The sequence below is a fragment of the Granulicella aggregans genome (genome assembly GCF_014203275.1).
In the GTDB taxonomy this organism is placed as follows: Bacteria; Acidobacteriota; Terriglobia; order Terriglobales; family Acidobacteriaceae; genus Edaphobacter.
Genome location: NZ_JACHIP010000002.1, coordinates 494,799 through 511,455 on the forward strand (window position 1 = coordinate 494,799; position 16,657 = coordinate 511,455).

Below are 16,657 nucleotides of genomic sequence, written 5' to 3' on the forward strand. Positions count from 1 at the left end.
CTCAAGGTCGCACTTCCTGTCTGTGGCTCGCTTGATGCATCTTCCAGATCGACTTCATGGGATAGATCTCAAGGCGATTGACCACGCTCGTACTTCCTCCGAAGCCGAACTCTAGGCCGTGACTGCTCGTGGCCGCAGGTATCTCTCTCACGATGTAGCGTGCCCCTCCATCAACAAAGATCTCCGCCACAGCCTTATCGATCAGGACTTCTACTGAGCCCTGGCCACTCTCAAACTCCGTGGAATGAAGCGTGGCAATTGTCTTGCCTTGATACCCGATAGCCAGCTCGTCATCCTTCGCGAGCGTGACCTTGAGCTTCACATCAAGAGGCCCAGGTCCAGCTTTATCGAGCGCCCGATTCACCTCGCCAGTTGTCACCGAGGACAGTGTCTCCGCCTTCCCACGTAACTTATCGATCTCTCCAATGGGGGTTGCTCGCAGGCGGGGACCGCCTTTCGTGTTCACCAGCTTGAACTCCGTAGGAAAGAGCATCATCTGGTTGAAAGGCATTCCTTCAGGCTGAATTCGTCCCCACGCTATTTGCACCCGTCTGCCATCGGGCATCTCGGCGAACGATTGTGCCGCATAGAGAGCATCGTCGCCATGAGCGTTCGTGCCTTCCGCATAGTGAAGCTCAGGCGACTCCGGGGTGAATGATTCGCCATCGAAGGCCCCGATGAAATAACCCGATGAGCCTCCGTGCAGAATCCACTTCGTGTGAGCACGATCGCCGTCGATGGGGAGCTCAAAGAGATCCGGACATTCGTGCAGGCCTTTGATATGACTCTTTCGCGTCCAGCTCTTCAGATCCGTCGAAGTGAAGAAGGACATTCCATCTTTTTCGAACAAGACCATCACCCAATGCTTGGCCGGGGCGTACCAGAAGACCTTCGGGTCCCGGGTGTCGTTTGAACCTACCTCGCTGTTGCTATCCAAGATCGGATTCCCTGCATAGTGCGTGAACGTCGCTCCGCCGTCTGTGCTGTAAGCGATGCACTGGACCTGCTTCTTCGATCTCCGATCGAAGGCCGTATAGACCAGCACCAGCGCATCTTTCCCCCAGCCACCGTCGTTGTTGTGATCAACGAGACTGCTTCCCGACCAGGGTGAACCGAGGTGGTCGAGCATCAGCGCTGGAGATCTCTCCTGCCAGTGGATGAGGTCCTTGCTGATAGCGTGCCCCCAGTACATAAAGCCGGTATCCCAGGTGGTGCCAAAGGGAAACGCCTGCCAGAACAAGTGGTATTGACCCTTGTAGAAGATGGGGCCGTTGATATCGTTGCTCCAGCCACGCTTCACGGTGAAATGGAACTGTGGACGATTGGGCTCTTTGTAGAGCGTGTCAGCACCTTCGATTGTGTCCGCCTGATAGATGGCGTCGAGAGCGGCCTGTGACGATGGACCTGAAAGGTGGATGGTCTTTCCCTTGAACTCGCTTATATCGAGGAAGATCCAATAGTCAGGCTGATGTTCTGCCAATTGCGTGGGAAACTCCCGTTTCTCCACACCGTCGACCTTTATCTGAAACACATGCATCTTGCTCGCGCGGGAGACCGGGATGTTCAGGTAGCGCTTCGAGACGTTGATGTCTCTATCTTGTGCGGAAAGCAAAGTAGAGACAGAGAGTAAAAGAATAACGAGGAACCCGAGTGCTAAGTGAACCCGATTTCGACGCGCGGTGCCGTCGATCTGTCGGACCTGCCCGGCAGCCACGCCAAGAGTCGTACGGTTGGGCGGAGTCTTTGAATGCACGGATATCCTCCAGGCAAGACTCTACCGAGAAATCCAAGCACCTTCAATGGCAGGTGTGCAAACCGTTTGCAGAGCTTGCGCTAAGACACAGGCTGCGGTCCCGACGATTTCCGCGACCGCAGCCCGTTTTGCCGATGCTAGTTGACAGTGAGCGTAACCGCGTTCGACGCGGACGATCCCGGGTTCTGGCAGGTGATGCTGACGGTACCGGGCGTGCTCACGTCGGCTGCTCCCACGGCCACGGTGAGATGTTGCGTATCCACGAAGGTCGTCGTGTAAGCGACGCCGTTCCAAAGCACGCTCGCCCCCGGTATAAAGCCCGTTCCGACGACAGTAAGGATTTGATTGCCACTGCCGGAGGTAAGTGTGCCGCTACCGGCAGAGGTCAGCGTAGGCGCACCGTTGGCGGAAGCTTCCGCCGGCAGCACGAAGGCGCCGCGCATCAGCATCACCTGTGAGGGTGAGGATGAGCCGATACCTCCGGTGAGCAGCAGAGCGATACCATCCTGTCCCCAGCGAGTAGCTGGAACAGACTCAATAATGTTGTAGTTGGTCGGAAGGGTTACCGAGTCTTCGAGGATGAAGTGCTGGGTGTCAAAACGCTCCATCACCACCGCCCAGGTTCCAGCAGAGTTGATGCCGAAGACGAAACTCTTCTTGGTGGTCTGGTACGGAAGAGCTCCAGCTCCGCCGAGACCGTAACCGTACGGCCCTGGACCGAGCGGCAGAACGCCAAGCTGGGTCAGCGGCGTGGTGGTCGGATCAATGATGCCTCCGCCTGATGCGAAGAGCAGGCCCTGATCAAGCGCGAGAGAACCGCTGAAGCCACCCGTGCCGAGAAGCGTGCTGCCGTCAACATTGTGGACTCCGGTGGCGTCTACGGTGTAGCGGTAAATCTCCGCGCCGGTCGACTGGTTGTCGTAGGTGTAGGCGTGGCCGGAGTCCGGGAAGACTGCATCGTTATAACCGAGCGCCGAGTTCGGACGCAGCGTCGCCGAGGTTCCGCTGAAGTCCAGAATGCCCACATTGTCCACCGATACGCTATTCTCCAGGCCCGGAATGGAAGCCAGCGCAGTCGCCGCAACCGGACCGCTGAAGTAGCCTGGGCTGACCAGTGGAATCGTCGTGTCGACCGCCTGCGAAGCAACGTTGAATCGAGCGAGCGACTCTGCGCCGCTGAGACCAATGTAGAAGTACTTTCCACCCGGGCTCTCGGCGATCGTGTTGGGTTCGCTGCCCACCGTAATGGGCGTTCCCACCGTGCCGGTTACAGGATCGATTGAGACAAGGCTGTTACCCGCAGGAGATGTAGAGGTGCTGGGCAGGACAGTGAACAGTTTGCGGCTGTACGGGTCGTAGACCATCGCGTTCGCGGGCACGGAGAGCAGGCTGTACACACTAACCGTGAGATTGCTGGAAGCACCGCCCCCGGGCGAAGGATTGGTGACCGAAACCGCCGCCCAGCCGATCTGAGTAAGCAACGAGCTATCAACAGTGGCCGTTAGCTGGGTGGCGCTGACGAACGACGTGGTCAAGGCGGTCCCGTTCCAGTTGACGACTGACCCTGAGTTGAAGCCTGCTCCATTGACCGTCAGCGTCGCCGAGGCCGTGCCGGTAGCAAGAGCGTTTGGCGAGAGGCTGGAGACGGTGGGCACCGGCGCATAGAGTGAGCCTCCTGCTGTGGTCGTGGAGACAACGATGTTATTGGACGCAACTGGATCGTAAGTCTGCGAATCGACCGTGGCGGAGACCTGAACGGTTCCAGCGGTGGATGGCGTAGCCGTAACGGTAAGGGTTGCCGTAGCTCCGTTTGCGAGGCTGCCGAGGTTGCAATAGAGAACTCCACCTCCGTTGCAAGTCCCTTGGGTCACAGAAGCGGAGCCGTAGAGCAGAGTCGAGGGCATGCTCGTCGCAAGTACAACGCCGCTAGCGTCGCTGCTGCCAAGATTCTTCACCTGAACCTGGTAGGTAAAGGCGGTTCCGGTGGTGACAGTCGCCGGAAGTTGTGTGGTGACCTGCAGGTCCGCCGGGGTGGTGCTGGTGTCCTTGACCGTGCTGCCATGCAGCAGGAAGAGCTGAGTTCCGGTGTGGAATGCGAGGCCATCCTGTCCCCAGCGAACCAGGTCCGCCGGATTCGAGGACGAGTAGTTGCTGTTCGCGACCGCACCAATCCCATTGAGTCCGATGGAGGTGACGGGCAGGAAGCTGGTCTCGTCGTAACCGATCAACTGGGTCGAAGCACTGCCGAAATTGTTGACCACGATCCATGCGCGGTTCAATGAAGAGTCGGAGTAGATCGGCCCGGAGGCGGCGACGGTACCCGTTGAGTATGGGGATGCGGTCGAGAACTGGCCCAGCGTGGCGCCGGTCGCGGGATCCGTAACCAGGCCATTCGGTGTGTAGAGGCGGCCATTGTCGTACTGGATCGTCGCTCCGGCGGCGCTGGAGGAGAGCTGTTGGAAGCCCGTCACGCCGGTGCTGTCGATAGTCAGCTGATACAGGTAGCTCGAGACGGTAGAGGCCGCAAGATAGAGCGTGGACGCGGAAGCGCCGAAGGTCATGGAGCCGCTGTTGGAGTAGAAATAGGTTGAGAGGCCACTGCTTGTCTTTGGCCGAGCAATACCTGAGTCGAAGATGGTGACCACGCCGTTGCTGCCGTACACCGCGACCGAGTTCGGCTGGCCGGGAAGGGCGGCGAGTCCAGCGGCGGTGAACGGCGGATCATAGACACCCTGACTTCCGCCCAGCGTGAACTGGACACCGGCGACTCCGCTGGTGAGATCCACCTGGCGCACTGCCCCGGCCCCATTGAGGCCGACGAAGGCCTGGGTTCCATCGGTCGACAAGACCACACGAGTCGGTTCGCTGCCAACAAAGATCGTGCGCTGGATAGCGCCGGTGACGGGGTCGACACCTACGAGGCTATTGCCGAGCCCTGGCCCACCTGAACCGGCGATGGTGGCATAGAGCAGACTGTCCTTAGCGTTGTAGACGAGGCCGTTGATCGGCAGCGCGATGTAAGTATTGAAGGCCGCCGTTGTCGAAGCGATGCCCATGTTTTCAGGAGTCGCGACACTGAGGGTGGCATCGCCAGCCACCGCGAGGTCTCCGGCTGGTACGACGGCGGTAAGAGTGTTGCTCGACACGTAGGTCGTCACCAGGGGAGCACCGTTCCACTGAACGACGCTGTCGGCGAAGAATCCGGAACCCGAGAGGGTGATCTTCAGATCCGGGCTGCCCAACACTGCGGAGCTCGGGTTCAGGTTGAAGGAGGCAGAGGGACTGATTACATTGATCGACGCGGGCTGCGAAGTAATGGAAATGCCGCCCGCGGAGGGTGCCGGGTTCGTGACGTAGATCTGCACGGCACCGGTCTGATAGAGAGTCTGCGAGCTGACGGTGGCAACGATCTGCGTGCTGGTCTGCGAGACGACCGGCAGGGTATAGCCGTTGAAGGCTACCGTTGCGTTAGCTGCAAAGTTCGTGCCGGTTATGGTGATGTTCGTTGATGTAGTGGCTCCCGAAGTTGGGACCTGAACATAACCAGGGTTGACGCTGGAAATGGCTGGTGGCGCTAGTACAGGCAACGAAAGTGTGGAGCTGGTCGCGGCGTTCGGGGCCGGATTGCTGACCGCAATCTGACCCGCGCCCGCAGTGGCGAGATCTGTGGCGGGTACAGTGGTCCCAAGCGCGGTAGGGCTGAAATAGACAGTAGGAAGCGCCGTGCCGTTCCACGAGATGCTGGAGTTGGCGATGAAGCCGGTTCCGGTCAACGTGATCGCCGTGGCAGCAGCACCCTGCACCAGGCCGGTGGGATAAACGGTCGTCAGCACTGGTGTTGGGCTGTTCACGGGAAAAGCTACGCTGGGCGAAAGCACCGGCACAGGAGTGGGATTCTGCACGGTAATCGATGCAGGCCGCGCATTGGCCAGTGCTGCAGCGGAGATCTGCGCCGTCAGCGTGGTCGCGCTGCCATAAGCCGTCGGCACGGCGGTGCCGTCCAACTTCACCACGGAGTCGGAGGAGAAGCTTGTGCCGGTGACGGTCACGGTGGCTCCACTTGCCCCGGCCGATGCCGAGGAGGGAGAGAGCGAAGCGATCGCCGGAACCGCATAGACAGGTTCGGTCGCAGCCTGGGTATCCGAGCCCCCCGGCCCGGGGTTGCTCACCGCAATCTGCCCGTTGCCCGCGCTCGGCACATCGGCGGCCGTCAGAGCTACAGTCAGCGTGTTGGTGCTGAAGAAAGTCGTGGGTCGCGCCGATCCGTTCCACTTCACCACGGAGTTGGACTCGAATCCGCTGCCACTAATCGTGAGCGTTACTGCGAGCCCCTGCGGAATGTAAGCCGGCGAGATGGAACTCACCGACGGTGTAGGACTCATCACAGCAAAGGTGCTCGCCGGAGATGATCCGCCGCCCGGCGTGGGGTTGCTGACCGTCACGGAGACATCTCCGCCTGCGGTAAGTGCCGACGCCGGAACCTGGGCCTGGAGCGAGGTCGCACTCGTATAGGTGGTCGATAGCGCTGCGCCATTGAAGTTAATAACGGAGGCAGCAACAAAGCCGGAACCGCTGACGGTGATCGTCTGCGGGGCTGCACCTGCGGTCACGCTCGCCGGGGTGATGCCGGTGACCGCGGGTACGGGATTGTCTGGCTGCGATTGCCCACCGCCGCCGGATCCCGAGCCGGCGCCAGCGCAACCAATTTGCAGAAAAAGAGCAGCAGAAAAAAAAACAGCAAGGATAACTCGACGCACAGAAGCTCCGGTTCGACCACCTGCAAGGAATACGCAGGTTCGCCGCAGCGCATGGATTTAGGAAGACTTCGAGAGTCTAGCAAACTATGTAGACACCTGGAAAGAATCGGACTCTTCTCGTCAACTTTTAATGTCCCATGTAGATCGATGCCTACATTAGAGCCGCGACGAAATGCGCGATCAACATCTTCAGCCTGCCAGGAAGACCAACCTCGCAATCACGCGAACTCGAAAAGCCGCCAAACCCGCTCTTTATTTCAAGAGTAGGTTTGGCGGCTCTTGTACTCCGTGGAATGGATTAATCAAGCAGGAAGCATCCGTAAAGTCTGGGCTGTAGTTAGAAATTCGCCGAGCCAGCCTGACTATTTAAGTCCAACAACGAAGTTGCCTGCTTAGGAAAGTACTCCCGCCTGTTGGAGATCTTTCTTCATTCCTTCCCAACTGATGCGTGTCGAAGCTTCGGGTGTGCCGCCGCCCTTCCAGTGCGTCTCCAGGTTCACGGCATCCGAATAGCCGATCTTCTCGAGCGCACGGAACTGCGCTGCCCAGTCGATATATCCCTTATCGACCGGCGACCAGACGATCTTCCCTGAGTCGTCCTTGATGGCATTCTTCACATGGCAGTGATGGATGCGATCTTTGGGTATCGCGTCCCAACCGTTGGGGAACGCATCGAGCTCTCCGCGCATCACCGCGTTACCGGGATCCCAGTTGAGCGAGAAGTTGCGCGAAGAAACGCCGGCAAGCGTCGCCGCAGCCTCCCGGCCCGTGGCGGTGTTGCATGCGAACTCGTTCTCGAGCACGAGCATTACCTTCTGGCTCGCCGCCTTCTCCGCCGCCTTCTGTAGCGTCTCGTTGATGGCGGCGCGGTAAGGCTTCACGTCATCGATACGCCAGAAGTCGAAGCAGCGCAACTTGTTGGTCTTGAACTGTTTCGCCAGCGAGATCGACCGCTCCAGCACTTCATCCTGGTGCTTGAAATTGACCTCATCCGCTCCGTGCATATCCTCTTTGGTTCCAGACTGCGACACCGGCGCACCGGGCCAGTTGACCTTGTAAAGCGGACTGCTGATATCTGTCACCGTGAGGCTGTACTTCGCGAGGATCTTCTGCGCCTCTGCAATCTCGGCATCGGTGATCACTTGCAGATTCTTGCCCCACACCTCGCGCAGTTCAACATAATGAAGACCGAAGTCCTTCGTGATCACGGAGCAGGCGTGATCGAAGTCCTGTGATATCTCGTCGGAGATGACGCCGATCTTCAGCTTCGAAGTGGCGGCCCAGCCACGCATAGGTGAGGCCAACGTAGCGGCGATGCCTGCCGCGCCTCCAACAAACTTTCTCCTGGAGAGATTCATTATGGCAAATTCCTTTCTTGTCCCGTTGAAACGTTAGACGTTGACACCGGTCCGGAAGACCAACCAACCAGCAGCCGAAAGCGAGGCGGCGCGCAGCATCCCATCCCCTGAAGCCCCGTTGGAATAGGATGATGCGCCATGACTAGAAAGCGAACTTCACTCCCGCCTGAAGAACGCGGGGACCGCCGACTCCGTTGACATTGCCAACGCCGCTTCCGAGCGTCCCGGAGATCTGTCCGAGGTGCGAGCCCAGCGAGCTATTCGGCAGTCCAAAAGCGGGCGTATTCGTTAGATTGAATGCGTCAAAACGCGCCTCCAGTGAGGACTCGCGGAAGATGGGGAACGTCTTGAAGAGTGAGAGGTTGTCAGAAAAGTAGCCAGGACCGCGGAACTGGTTGCGGCCCGTGTTTCCGAGGGCGCAGGCATTGGTGTTGGTCGATGAGTAGGCAACGCACGCGGCGGGTGCGACAAAAGCCGTCGGATCGAACCAGGCGACGTTCGCTGCCTGGGTCACGTTGTGAGTGACCTTGTAGGCACCGACCTTGTTGACGGTTTGGGTAGTTCCCGGAGTCGCGCTGCTGGTGGTGATCTGGAAGGGCAGACCGGAGACGGCAGAGAGAATGGCCGAGACCCGCCATCCACCGAGTGCGTAGGAGGCTGGCCCGGAATTGAGGAACTGGTGGCCGTGTCCGGCAGGCAACTCGTAGGTGACGGTCTGCTCGAAGTTGCGTGTCCGGTCGAAGTCCGCGACCGCGTAGTTTCGTTGAACGGGTCCCGCCCAGAAGAGCAGTCCGCCATCCTGCGGCCCGGTCTGATAGTTCTGCGCCTTGCCCCACGTAAACGCGGAACTGAATGCAAGACCATTGGAGAAGCGGCGCGAGAGCTGGATCTGAAGCGACTGGTAGTTGGTGGAGTAGCCGAGGAAAAACTGGTTGACGGCGGCGGTCTTCTTGAAGGCGACGTTGAACGGATCATAGGCTGCGCTCTGGCCGTAGATCCGGGGCTGGTTGATGTTCTGGGAAACGTCGATGCGAGTGCCGTGGTTCGCTACATAGGCGATCTGTAGAGACATATCCTTCGGCAGCGCCTGCTGCAGCGCCACGTTCCAGCTTGAGACGTAAGCGTTCTTGAAGTTCAGCGGGATGTAGAGGTTAGCGAGGCCGATGGTCCCGTTTGCAGCGCTCTCGGTCAACGTTCCATCCGAGCCGAAGGCAACAGTGGGCGTAGCCGGAACGCCGGTCTCGAAGTTGACAAGGCCGCCAACGGGATTGAGCGCCGAACCGTAGGTCGGGGTGTTGGTGTAGAAGGTACTGGTCTTAATGGGGTAGTTGTATGCGTAAGTATTGTCGACAAAGGGGACGTAGCTGACGCCGTAGCCGGCGCGAACAACCGTCTGATCATTGACGCGATACGACGCGCCCAGACGAGGAGCGAAGTTGGTGTAGTCAGTCTTCATTCCCAGGTTTGAGGGATTTCCGTTGAGACCGGCGACCACGAGTTGATTGTTAGCCGGGTTGTAGTTGACGAATCCGCCCGCCTTACGTGGAGTTGCCGGAGGATAGAGCTCGTAACGAAGGCCGATGTCGACAGTGAGCTTGGGTGTCGCCTGCCATTTGTCAGAAGCGAAGAAGAAGAGCCACGTCTGGCGATACGCAGGGAAGGTGCTGTTGGTGTCCTGACCGACCTGGTAAGGAACGTTGAAGAGGATGCTGGCGATGTCGTTTGCCTGGCCGGTGGCGGAGCCGTTGAACTTGGTGGCTCCCGGTGCGGAGGTCTGGTTTTCGCTGAAGTTGAACTGGCCCGCAGCGGCATTGTTATTGCCTTGAAGAAGGTCGTCGCGTACGCGCCGGATGTCTGCACCACCCTTGATGGTGTGATTGCCCAGGATCTTGGTCCAGTTATTGGCGACATCGATGTTCGATTCGGCGCGAAGCCACGGCAGCGAGGCCGAATACCCTACCAGCGGAGAGGAGAAGTTATTGTTGTTGTTATTGACGGTAATGGCTACCTGGCCGCTGGTCGTAGGAGTGTTGTTCGTTCCGTTGGGACCGTTACCCGGAATACCAAGCGTGCGAGCGTCGTTCTTGCCATAGTCGCTCTGTTGGGCGGAGTTGCGAAGGTGTGCGACGCCGAACCGGACCTCGGTCAGCAACTTGGGCGAGAAGGTGTGGTCGTAGTTTGCTCCGGTGCTGTAGGCGGTCGCGGTTCCGGTAGCTTCGAAGCCGCCGCCGGCAGGGCCGCCCAGGAAGCTGCCGAAGAGCGGAGCCTGGAAGGTGGTCGTCTTCTGGTGGCTGAAGCGTCCGCTGAGGTGGTCCCTCTCTGAGATCGCGTAGTCGGACTTGATGTCGTAGCTTATGGAATCCTTGGAGAAAGGTGAGTTCTGGCTGAAGTTGTTGGTGGTGGCACCGGCAGTGTACTTGCCTACCGCGAGGTTCTGCCTCGGGTCGCGGGCGACAGCATCGAGATCCTGCAGGACGGTGAGGCCAACCGTGCTGACACCGGGGTTGGACAGCGGAATCTGGTTGTTGGCGAAGGGCGTCCGACCGGTGCCGCAAGCCGTGCCCGCGCTGCCATTGCAGGTTGCGGTGACGCCGGTGTTGGGATCATAGACCTGGCCGCTGTAGCCGCTCAGATCAAGAACGTTGTTGGTGACGTTGTAGTAAGGGACGCTCGCGTTTACCGTTGAAGCCTCGTGGTCTGAGACGCGGAGGAAGTCTCCGAAGGCAAACAGCTTGTCCTTCAAGATCGGGCCGCCAAGCGAGCCGCCCGTGTAGTTGTAAACAAGCCGTCCGTTCGGGCCGGTGGCGAAGTAGTTCCGCGCATTAACGCCGTTATTTTCCATGCTCTGGAACGCGGACCCGTGGAAGTTGTTGGTTCCGGATTTCAAGGTTACGTTGACTACCGATCCGACCGCCCGGCCGAACTCGGCCTCGAAGTTATTGGTGGTGATGTCGACGTTTTGAATGGCGGCGGCTGGAGGAACCAGGATGATGTGGATGCCGGTGCGCTGGTCATCATCGATGCCTTCGATCTGGTAGAGGTTCACATAAGAAGACTGGCCGTTCGCATTCACCGACAGGTCATTATTCGCGTTGAAGAATTGCGAGTTATTGAAGACTACAGGCGCCATGCCCGGAACCGTGTTGAGCAAAGACTGGAAGCTGTTTCCGCTGCTGAGAGGAAGGCTCGCGATCTGGTGCGATTCCAGAGAGGTTGAGATGTCGGCGCGATCCGTCTGCAGCAGAGGAGGAGCGGACGTGACCGTAATCGTCTCAGAGGAGCTACCAGTCGACAGGCTGGCGTCGACGCGAGTCGTCTGATTGGTCAGGACTGCGATGTTCTCCCGGGTCTCCTTCTTGAAGCCTTGAGACACGATCGTGACCGTGTAAGTGCCAGAGGGAAGATTCGGTTCGGTAAAGTTGCCGCTCTCGTTGCTGACAGTCGTATAGGTGACGCTTTGGCCCGTAAGAATAATGGTGATCTGGGCGTTGGGGACGCTTGCACCCGTTGGATCGGTCACTGTACCGACGATGGTTCCGCTAACGGCCTGCCCATGAAGGAAGCCGCCTCCACAGAACAGGATCGACAAGACTACGAGAGATAAGGCAAGGCTTCGAGCACGTGCGAGCATCAATTTCCTCCAAAAGTTTGGCAATGAAACTATGTGTCATTGGTCAGACCACGAGGAATTTACTCGCTGTATAAAACGTCCGTCAAGCGTTTGTCTCTGGAAGGTCCTTGCTCGTCACCCTCACTTGACCGCGAGAGACACTACCTAATCGATTACTTTCTGCAAACCCACGGCGACAACAAAATAATTGGCCGGAACACTTCCCACGTTTTTCAATCCATGTAGGACGCCGGACGCGGTGAAGATCACGCCGCCGGGTTCGACATAGCCATGTTGGCCATCGCTTGTCACCTCCAGCCTGCCCTCGCGAATCAGCAGCAGTTCAGAGTGCGTATGACGGTGCGGAGGATGAGGCATCTCGCCGGGAGGCAGCATCGTCTCGTGGACTTCGATGTATTCGCCCGTGGCCAGCGTACCGCGTATCACCGACCGTGAAGCCATGCCATTCTTCCCGGTGTTCACCGGCAGTTTGTCGAAAGCAAAGATCTCAGAGTGAGCAAGAGTCGAGCCCTCTCCCGACTGGCCCTCCGCCGATATACCGCCAAGGGCAGCGAACGCGGATAACGCAAGTCCTAACTCACGACGATCCATCTTCTTCATTGAGAAACCGCTTTCTCGGCTTTTCTATTTCAGCTCAGCTGTGCGTTGCGTATCCGAGCCCTGCCAGCACACCGCGCATGTACGCGAAGCTGGCGATTACACCCGGCATCGGGTCGTCGCCATGGATCTCGTACTCAAGGTCCACGAAGCCCTGGTACTTCGTGGCGATCAGCGCCTCGAAGATCTCGCGGACGGGCATCTTTCCCTCGCCCACTGCGACCTGGCTCTCCTTCACCTTCATATCCGACAGGTCTTTCATGTGCATGTTGAAGAGACGCGGCCCGACCTCGTGAATGGCCTCCACAACATCGGTACCAGCTCGCGCGGTGTGGCCTACGTCGATGCAACATCCGATACGCGGGTCCATATTCTTGATCAGCTTCAGGATGTCGAGCGGCGATTGCCACAGCTTGTCTTCGGGGCCATGGTTATGGATCGCGATACGGATGTCGTACTCCTTCACGAACTTCTCGACGCGAGGAAGACTCGCCGGACTTGGATCGCCGGCAACGATCACCTTGATACCCGCCCGCTTGCAGTACTCAAACTTGCTGCGGATATCGTCGTCTTCATCCTTCGGAAAGTAGATCGCGCCCGCAGCATGAAGCTTGATGCCCGCGGCGGTGTAATCGGCGACCGCTTGCGCCTCCTGCGCGGGATCGATGGGCAGATGATCCTTCGTATCCTTCGTGTTCAGGTCAGAGACATTGATCTGCTTCAAATACCCGATCATCTGCGCCCGACTGAACTCGCGAAAGGTGTAGCTCGCAACCCCAAGTTTTAGCGGCAAAGGCTTACCAGTCTCTTCACGGGGCGCTGCAGCTGCAGAGAGGATAGCCGGGCTCGAGAGAGCAGCTCCCGAGAGGGCGGCGGTACGAAGAAAGTTGCGACGCGAAACCTGTGGCTTCATGGTTCTCCTAAGAATGCTGACCAACGATGGTTGATGTCCTAGACCTTGGGCGCCCAGCCCTTTTCATACTCGCGATCCCAGTACTTCATCGCCTCCGCATCGTGCAGCACCTTGCCATCCGTCTGATCCAGGTGGAGCTCTCGCTTCGTCTCCCACGCGATATTGGAGAGCTGCAACATCGTCACCGCAACGTTGCCCTGAGCGACCGGCTGCTTCAGCTTCTCGCCCTTCTGAATGCCCGCGATGAAGTTTGCAAAGTGTGCGTCCGTCATCGAATCGCGGCCGACCAGGTCCGCCGATTCAGTCTTATTGCCGACCTTGAACTCGCTCGTCATCTTGCCCTTCAGGTCGTAGATCTCGTATCCATCACGATCCAACACGACGGTGCCGGTTGTGCCCATGATGGCCGAACCGCGGTCGCGTCCGTAGTACTTCATCCCGTTGCAGCACTTCCCTTCCCACGCGATCATCGCGTCGTCATAGGAGAAGCTTGTGCTCATCGTGTCGTAGAACTGCCAGTCATCCTTGAACTGATAGCGACCAGCAATCGAGGTGACGCTCTTCGGATAGTCGACGCCCAGCGCCCAGCGGCAGACATCGACCTCATGCGTACCGTTGTTCAGGGATTCGCCCGTACCCCAGACCTTGAACCAGTGCCAGTTGTAGGGCTGTACATTATCCCGATAAGCCTGACGTGGAGCCGGCCCCTGGAACAGGTCCCAATCGAGCGTCGCTGGTACCGGAACTTCCTTGCCTGTCCCAATGGACTTCCGCACGTTGCTATACCAGGCCTTCGCGAAGTAAGCTCGCCCAATCGCGCCGTTGTGAATCTTGTCGACGATCTCGATGCTGTGCGGTGAGGAGCGCTGCTGCGATCCCATCTGCACCAGCTTCCCTGTCTTCTTCTGCGCTTCGATCAACATCGCGCCTTCGCCAGGATTGTGGCTGCACGGCTTCTCGACATAAACATGCTTGCCCGCCTGTACTCCCGCGATCGCCATCGGAGCATGCCAGTGGTCGGGCGTCGCAATCGTGATCGCGTCTATCTCTTTCAGCGCGAGGACGTTGCGGAAGTCTTTCTCCGTCTTCGGAGCCTCACCCATCTCCTGTGTCGTGCTATCGGCAAACTTCTTCAGAATGTTGCTCTCCACGTCGCAGACGTAAGCGATGCGGGCATTCGCTTTATTTGCCTTGAGCGACGAAAGATGCGCGTAAGCTCGACCATTTAACCCGATCACCGCGAAGTTCAACCGGTTGTTCGATCCCATAATCTGGCCGTAGCTCTTCGCGGTCGATGCGATTGCCAGCCCTGCCGTCCCCAATGCAGCCTTATCCAGAAACTCACGCCGTGTCATCATCTTGCTCTCCTGATCGTTAGCCTTGCCCTTAGTTCTTTGCTCGTAGAGACGAGCGTTATGGGATGAAGGACTCCCGAAGTAATGTCATTGCGCCCACGCCAGACCGTCCGCGTTCTTACCCGCCTGAATAAGTCCGGTGACAGCCCAGCTCCCGAGATCGATTGCGGCCACCTTGCTGCCGCATGAGACATACGCGACCTTACCGTCGGGCCGCACGAGTATCTCGGTAGGCGTGTCCGGCACGTCAATCGTGCGGGTTACTTTTGAAGCTTCCAGGTCAACGACAGCCACCTGATGCGTAGCCCTCAAAGCCACCAGCAGCCATCGCCCGTCCTGCGTCGGCGCGGTCCCATATCCAACCGCAGGCAAAGAAATCCAGCCCGCAACCTTATTGCTCGCCGTATCGATCACCGCAAGCTGCGGCTTCTTCTGGTCGGCGGTAAAGACCTTCTTGTCGTCGTTCGAGATCGAGATCCGCTGCGTCTCGCCGGAGATCGGAATCACCGCAACCGTCTTCTTTGCCGCAAGATCAAGCACGGAGACAGTACCGGGCCCCACATTCGCCGTATAGCCGAAACGCCCATCATGCGACAGCACCAGCATGTGCGATTGCGCCTGCCCGGTCGGGATCGAGCCAACGATCTTCAGCGTCTCCGGATTGACGATACTGATGCTTTGATCAAGCTCCGTCGTAATATAGATCACGTTCCGGTGCTTATCAAAGACAGCGCAGTGCGGCCGAACCCCGTGGCCAAAATCAATCGTGCCTGAGACCTTGCGCTGATTGAGATTGACCACCGTAACGAGCTGGCCGTCAGTCCCGGGCTTGCCTACACCGGAGTCACCATAGACCGGCACGAGCGCCATCCGTCCATCCGGAGTAGCCACCACCTCGTGGCCAGTGATGCCGCCCACATCGACTGCGAGTGTCTGCTTGCCGGATGCTGGATCGATGAAGCTGAGGTTATGGTCACCCTGATTCACCACCAGCAAGGTCGCGTGATCAGCCGCCGGAAGAGTCTGCCCGGGCGGCGCAAGAGCGAGGAAGGCCGCTGCGATGAAAACGGCAAGACTCGAGGTTCTGCACATGGCCGGAAAGCATAGCACCACGAAACAACCATAAGGAAGTGGTCTGACCATATCCCACAAAAATTGGTTTTGCGCGTAGCCTTGAAGCATGGCCAGGCCGATGCCATTGACTCTGCGCGCGACCCTCCCCGGAGGTCAGATCTTGACCTGTTTCGCCGCTTTTGCGCTGACTCTGGGTCAGGTTTTCGTTGCGGCCCAGACTCCCCCGGCCGCGACGCGGTTTCACCTCTCCCACGCAGCCATGGGCACCGAGTTCACCATCGACCTCTACGCAAAGGACCAGTCGACCGCCGAGCAGCAGGCAAACGTCGCCTTCGACGAGATCGATCGCCTCGAAGACCTGCTCAGTAACTACCGGCCATCCAGCGAGTTATCCCGAATCAGTCGCGATGCCGGGAATGGCCCCGTCGTCACTGATCCCGAGACCTTTCAATTTCTCGAGCGTTCCCTTTTCTGGAGCCAGCGCTCCAGCGGAGCCTTTGACATCACTGTCGGCCCGCTGCTGCGTGTCTGGGGTTTCTATCAGCATGGCGGCCGAGTACCTTTAGACACCGAACTGAAGTCCCTACGCGATTCCATCGGTTCCGAGAAGATAACCCTCGATGAAGAGCACCGTAGCGTCTCCTTCAAGAATCATCATGCGATGGACCTCGATCCCGGAAGCATCGGCAAAGGTTTTGCTGTGGACGCCGCCGTCCGCCTGCTGCGCGAAGCCGGAGTGCAGTCAGCGCTTATCTCCGCCGGCGGAAGCACGCTCTATGCAATCGGAGCCCCACCCGGAGAAAGCGGCTGGATCGTGAAGGTAGAAGACCCGCGATCCACCGGCATCACTGCGGCGACCGTCTTGCTCAAGGACACATCCCTCTCCTCCGGAGCCTGCACCCAGAAGTTCTTCATCAAGGACGGCCATCGCTACTGCCACATCTTTAACCCGCAGACCCTGCGGCCCATGGAAGGCGTCCTGCAAAGCACCGTCATCAGCCCAAGCGCGACCGACAGCGATGCACTTTCTACCGTAGTCTTCGTTCTTCCACCAGAAGCTTCTCGCCAGTTGCTGACGTCTATGCCCAACACCGAAGCTCTCCTCTTCCGTGGCCCCACCCCGGTCAGCGATTGCATTGCCATAAACTGGCAGGGCCAACCGTGTTCACCCAACCATAGCTCTTCGAAATCTCCCTCCCAGGAAAAAGGAAACTGAACC

9 protein-coding genes are annotated in these 16,657 nt (G+C 58.6%); 1 reads left to right on the plus strand and 8 read right to left on the minus strand.

Annotated elements, in window-relative coordinates:
- Position 1: 1 nt before the first annotated feature.
- The 8 genes from HDF16_RS07510 to HDF16_RS07545 form a co-directional block, all read right to left on the minus strand.
- The gene (locus HDF16_RS07510) at positions 2–1,753 is read right to left on the minus strand and encodes a 2,6-beta-D-fructofuranosidase (RefSeq protein ID WP_184215084.1); all 1,752 of its coding nucleotides are present in this window, start codon (positions 1,751–1,753) and stop codon (positions 2–4) included.
- 137 nt (positions 1,754–1,890) lie between these two features.
- Positions 1,891–6,510, minus strand: a complete 4,620-nt coding sequence (locus HDF16_RS07515) for an IPT/TIG domain-containing protein (protein WP_184215086.1) — start codon at positions 6,508–6,510, stop codon at positions 1,891–1,893.
- Between the two features lie 392 nt (positions 6,511–6,902).
- On the minus strand, positions 6,903–7,868 hold the full coding sequence (locus tag HDF16_RS07520; RefSeq protein WP_221312589.1) for a sugar phosphate isomerase/epimerase family protein: 966 nt from the start codon (positions 7,866–7,868) through the stop codon (positions 6,903–6,905).
- A 142-nt stretch (positions 7,869–8,010) separates the two neighbouring features.
- Complete coding sequence (locus tag HDF16_RS07525) at positions 8,011–11,499, minus strand: TonB-dependent receptor (protein ID WP_184215089.1); 3,489 nt, start codon at positions 11,497–11,499, stop codon at positions 8,011–8,013.
- 144 nt (positions 11,500–11,643) lie between these two features.
- Positions 11,644–12,099, minus strand: a complete 456-nt coding sequence (locus HDF16_RS07530; RefSeq protein ID WP_184215091.1) for a cupin domain-containing protein — start codon at positions 12,097–12,099, stop codon at positions 11,644–11,646.
- 34 nt (positions 12,100–12,133) lie between these two features.
- Entirely contained in the window at positions 12,134–13,009 is an 876-nt protein-coding gene (locus tag HDF16_RS07535; RefSeq protein WP_184215093.1) for a sugar phosphate isomerase/epimerase family protein, read from the minus strand.
- Positions 13,010–13,047: 38 nt separating this feature from the next.
- The gene (locus tag HDF16_RS07540) at positions 13,048–14,367 is read right to left on the minus strand and encodes a Gfo/Idh/MocA family protein (protein ID WP_184215095.1); all 1,320 of its coding nucleotides are present in this window, start codon (positions 14,365–14,367) and stop codon (positions 13,048–13,050) included.
- Between the two features lie 84 nt (positions 14,368–14,451).
- Positions 14,452–15,456, minus strand: coding sequence for a cytochrome D1 domain-containing protein (locus tag HDF16_RS07545; protein ID WP_184215097.1), 1,005 nt, complete (start codon positions 15,454–15,456; stop codon positions 14,452–14,454).
- Between the two features lie 142 nt (positions 15,457–15,598).
- On the opposite strand from HDF16_RS07545, the gene HDF16_RS07550 reads away from it, so the two are divergent.
- Positions 15,599–16,654, plus strand: a complete 1,056-nt coding sequence (locus tag HDF16_RS07550) for an FAD:protein FMN transferase (protein WP_246408847.1) — start codon at positions 15,599–15,601, stop codon at positions 16,652–16,654.
- Positions 16,655–16,657 lie beyond the last annotated feature (3 nt).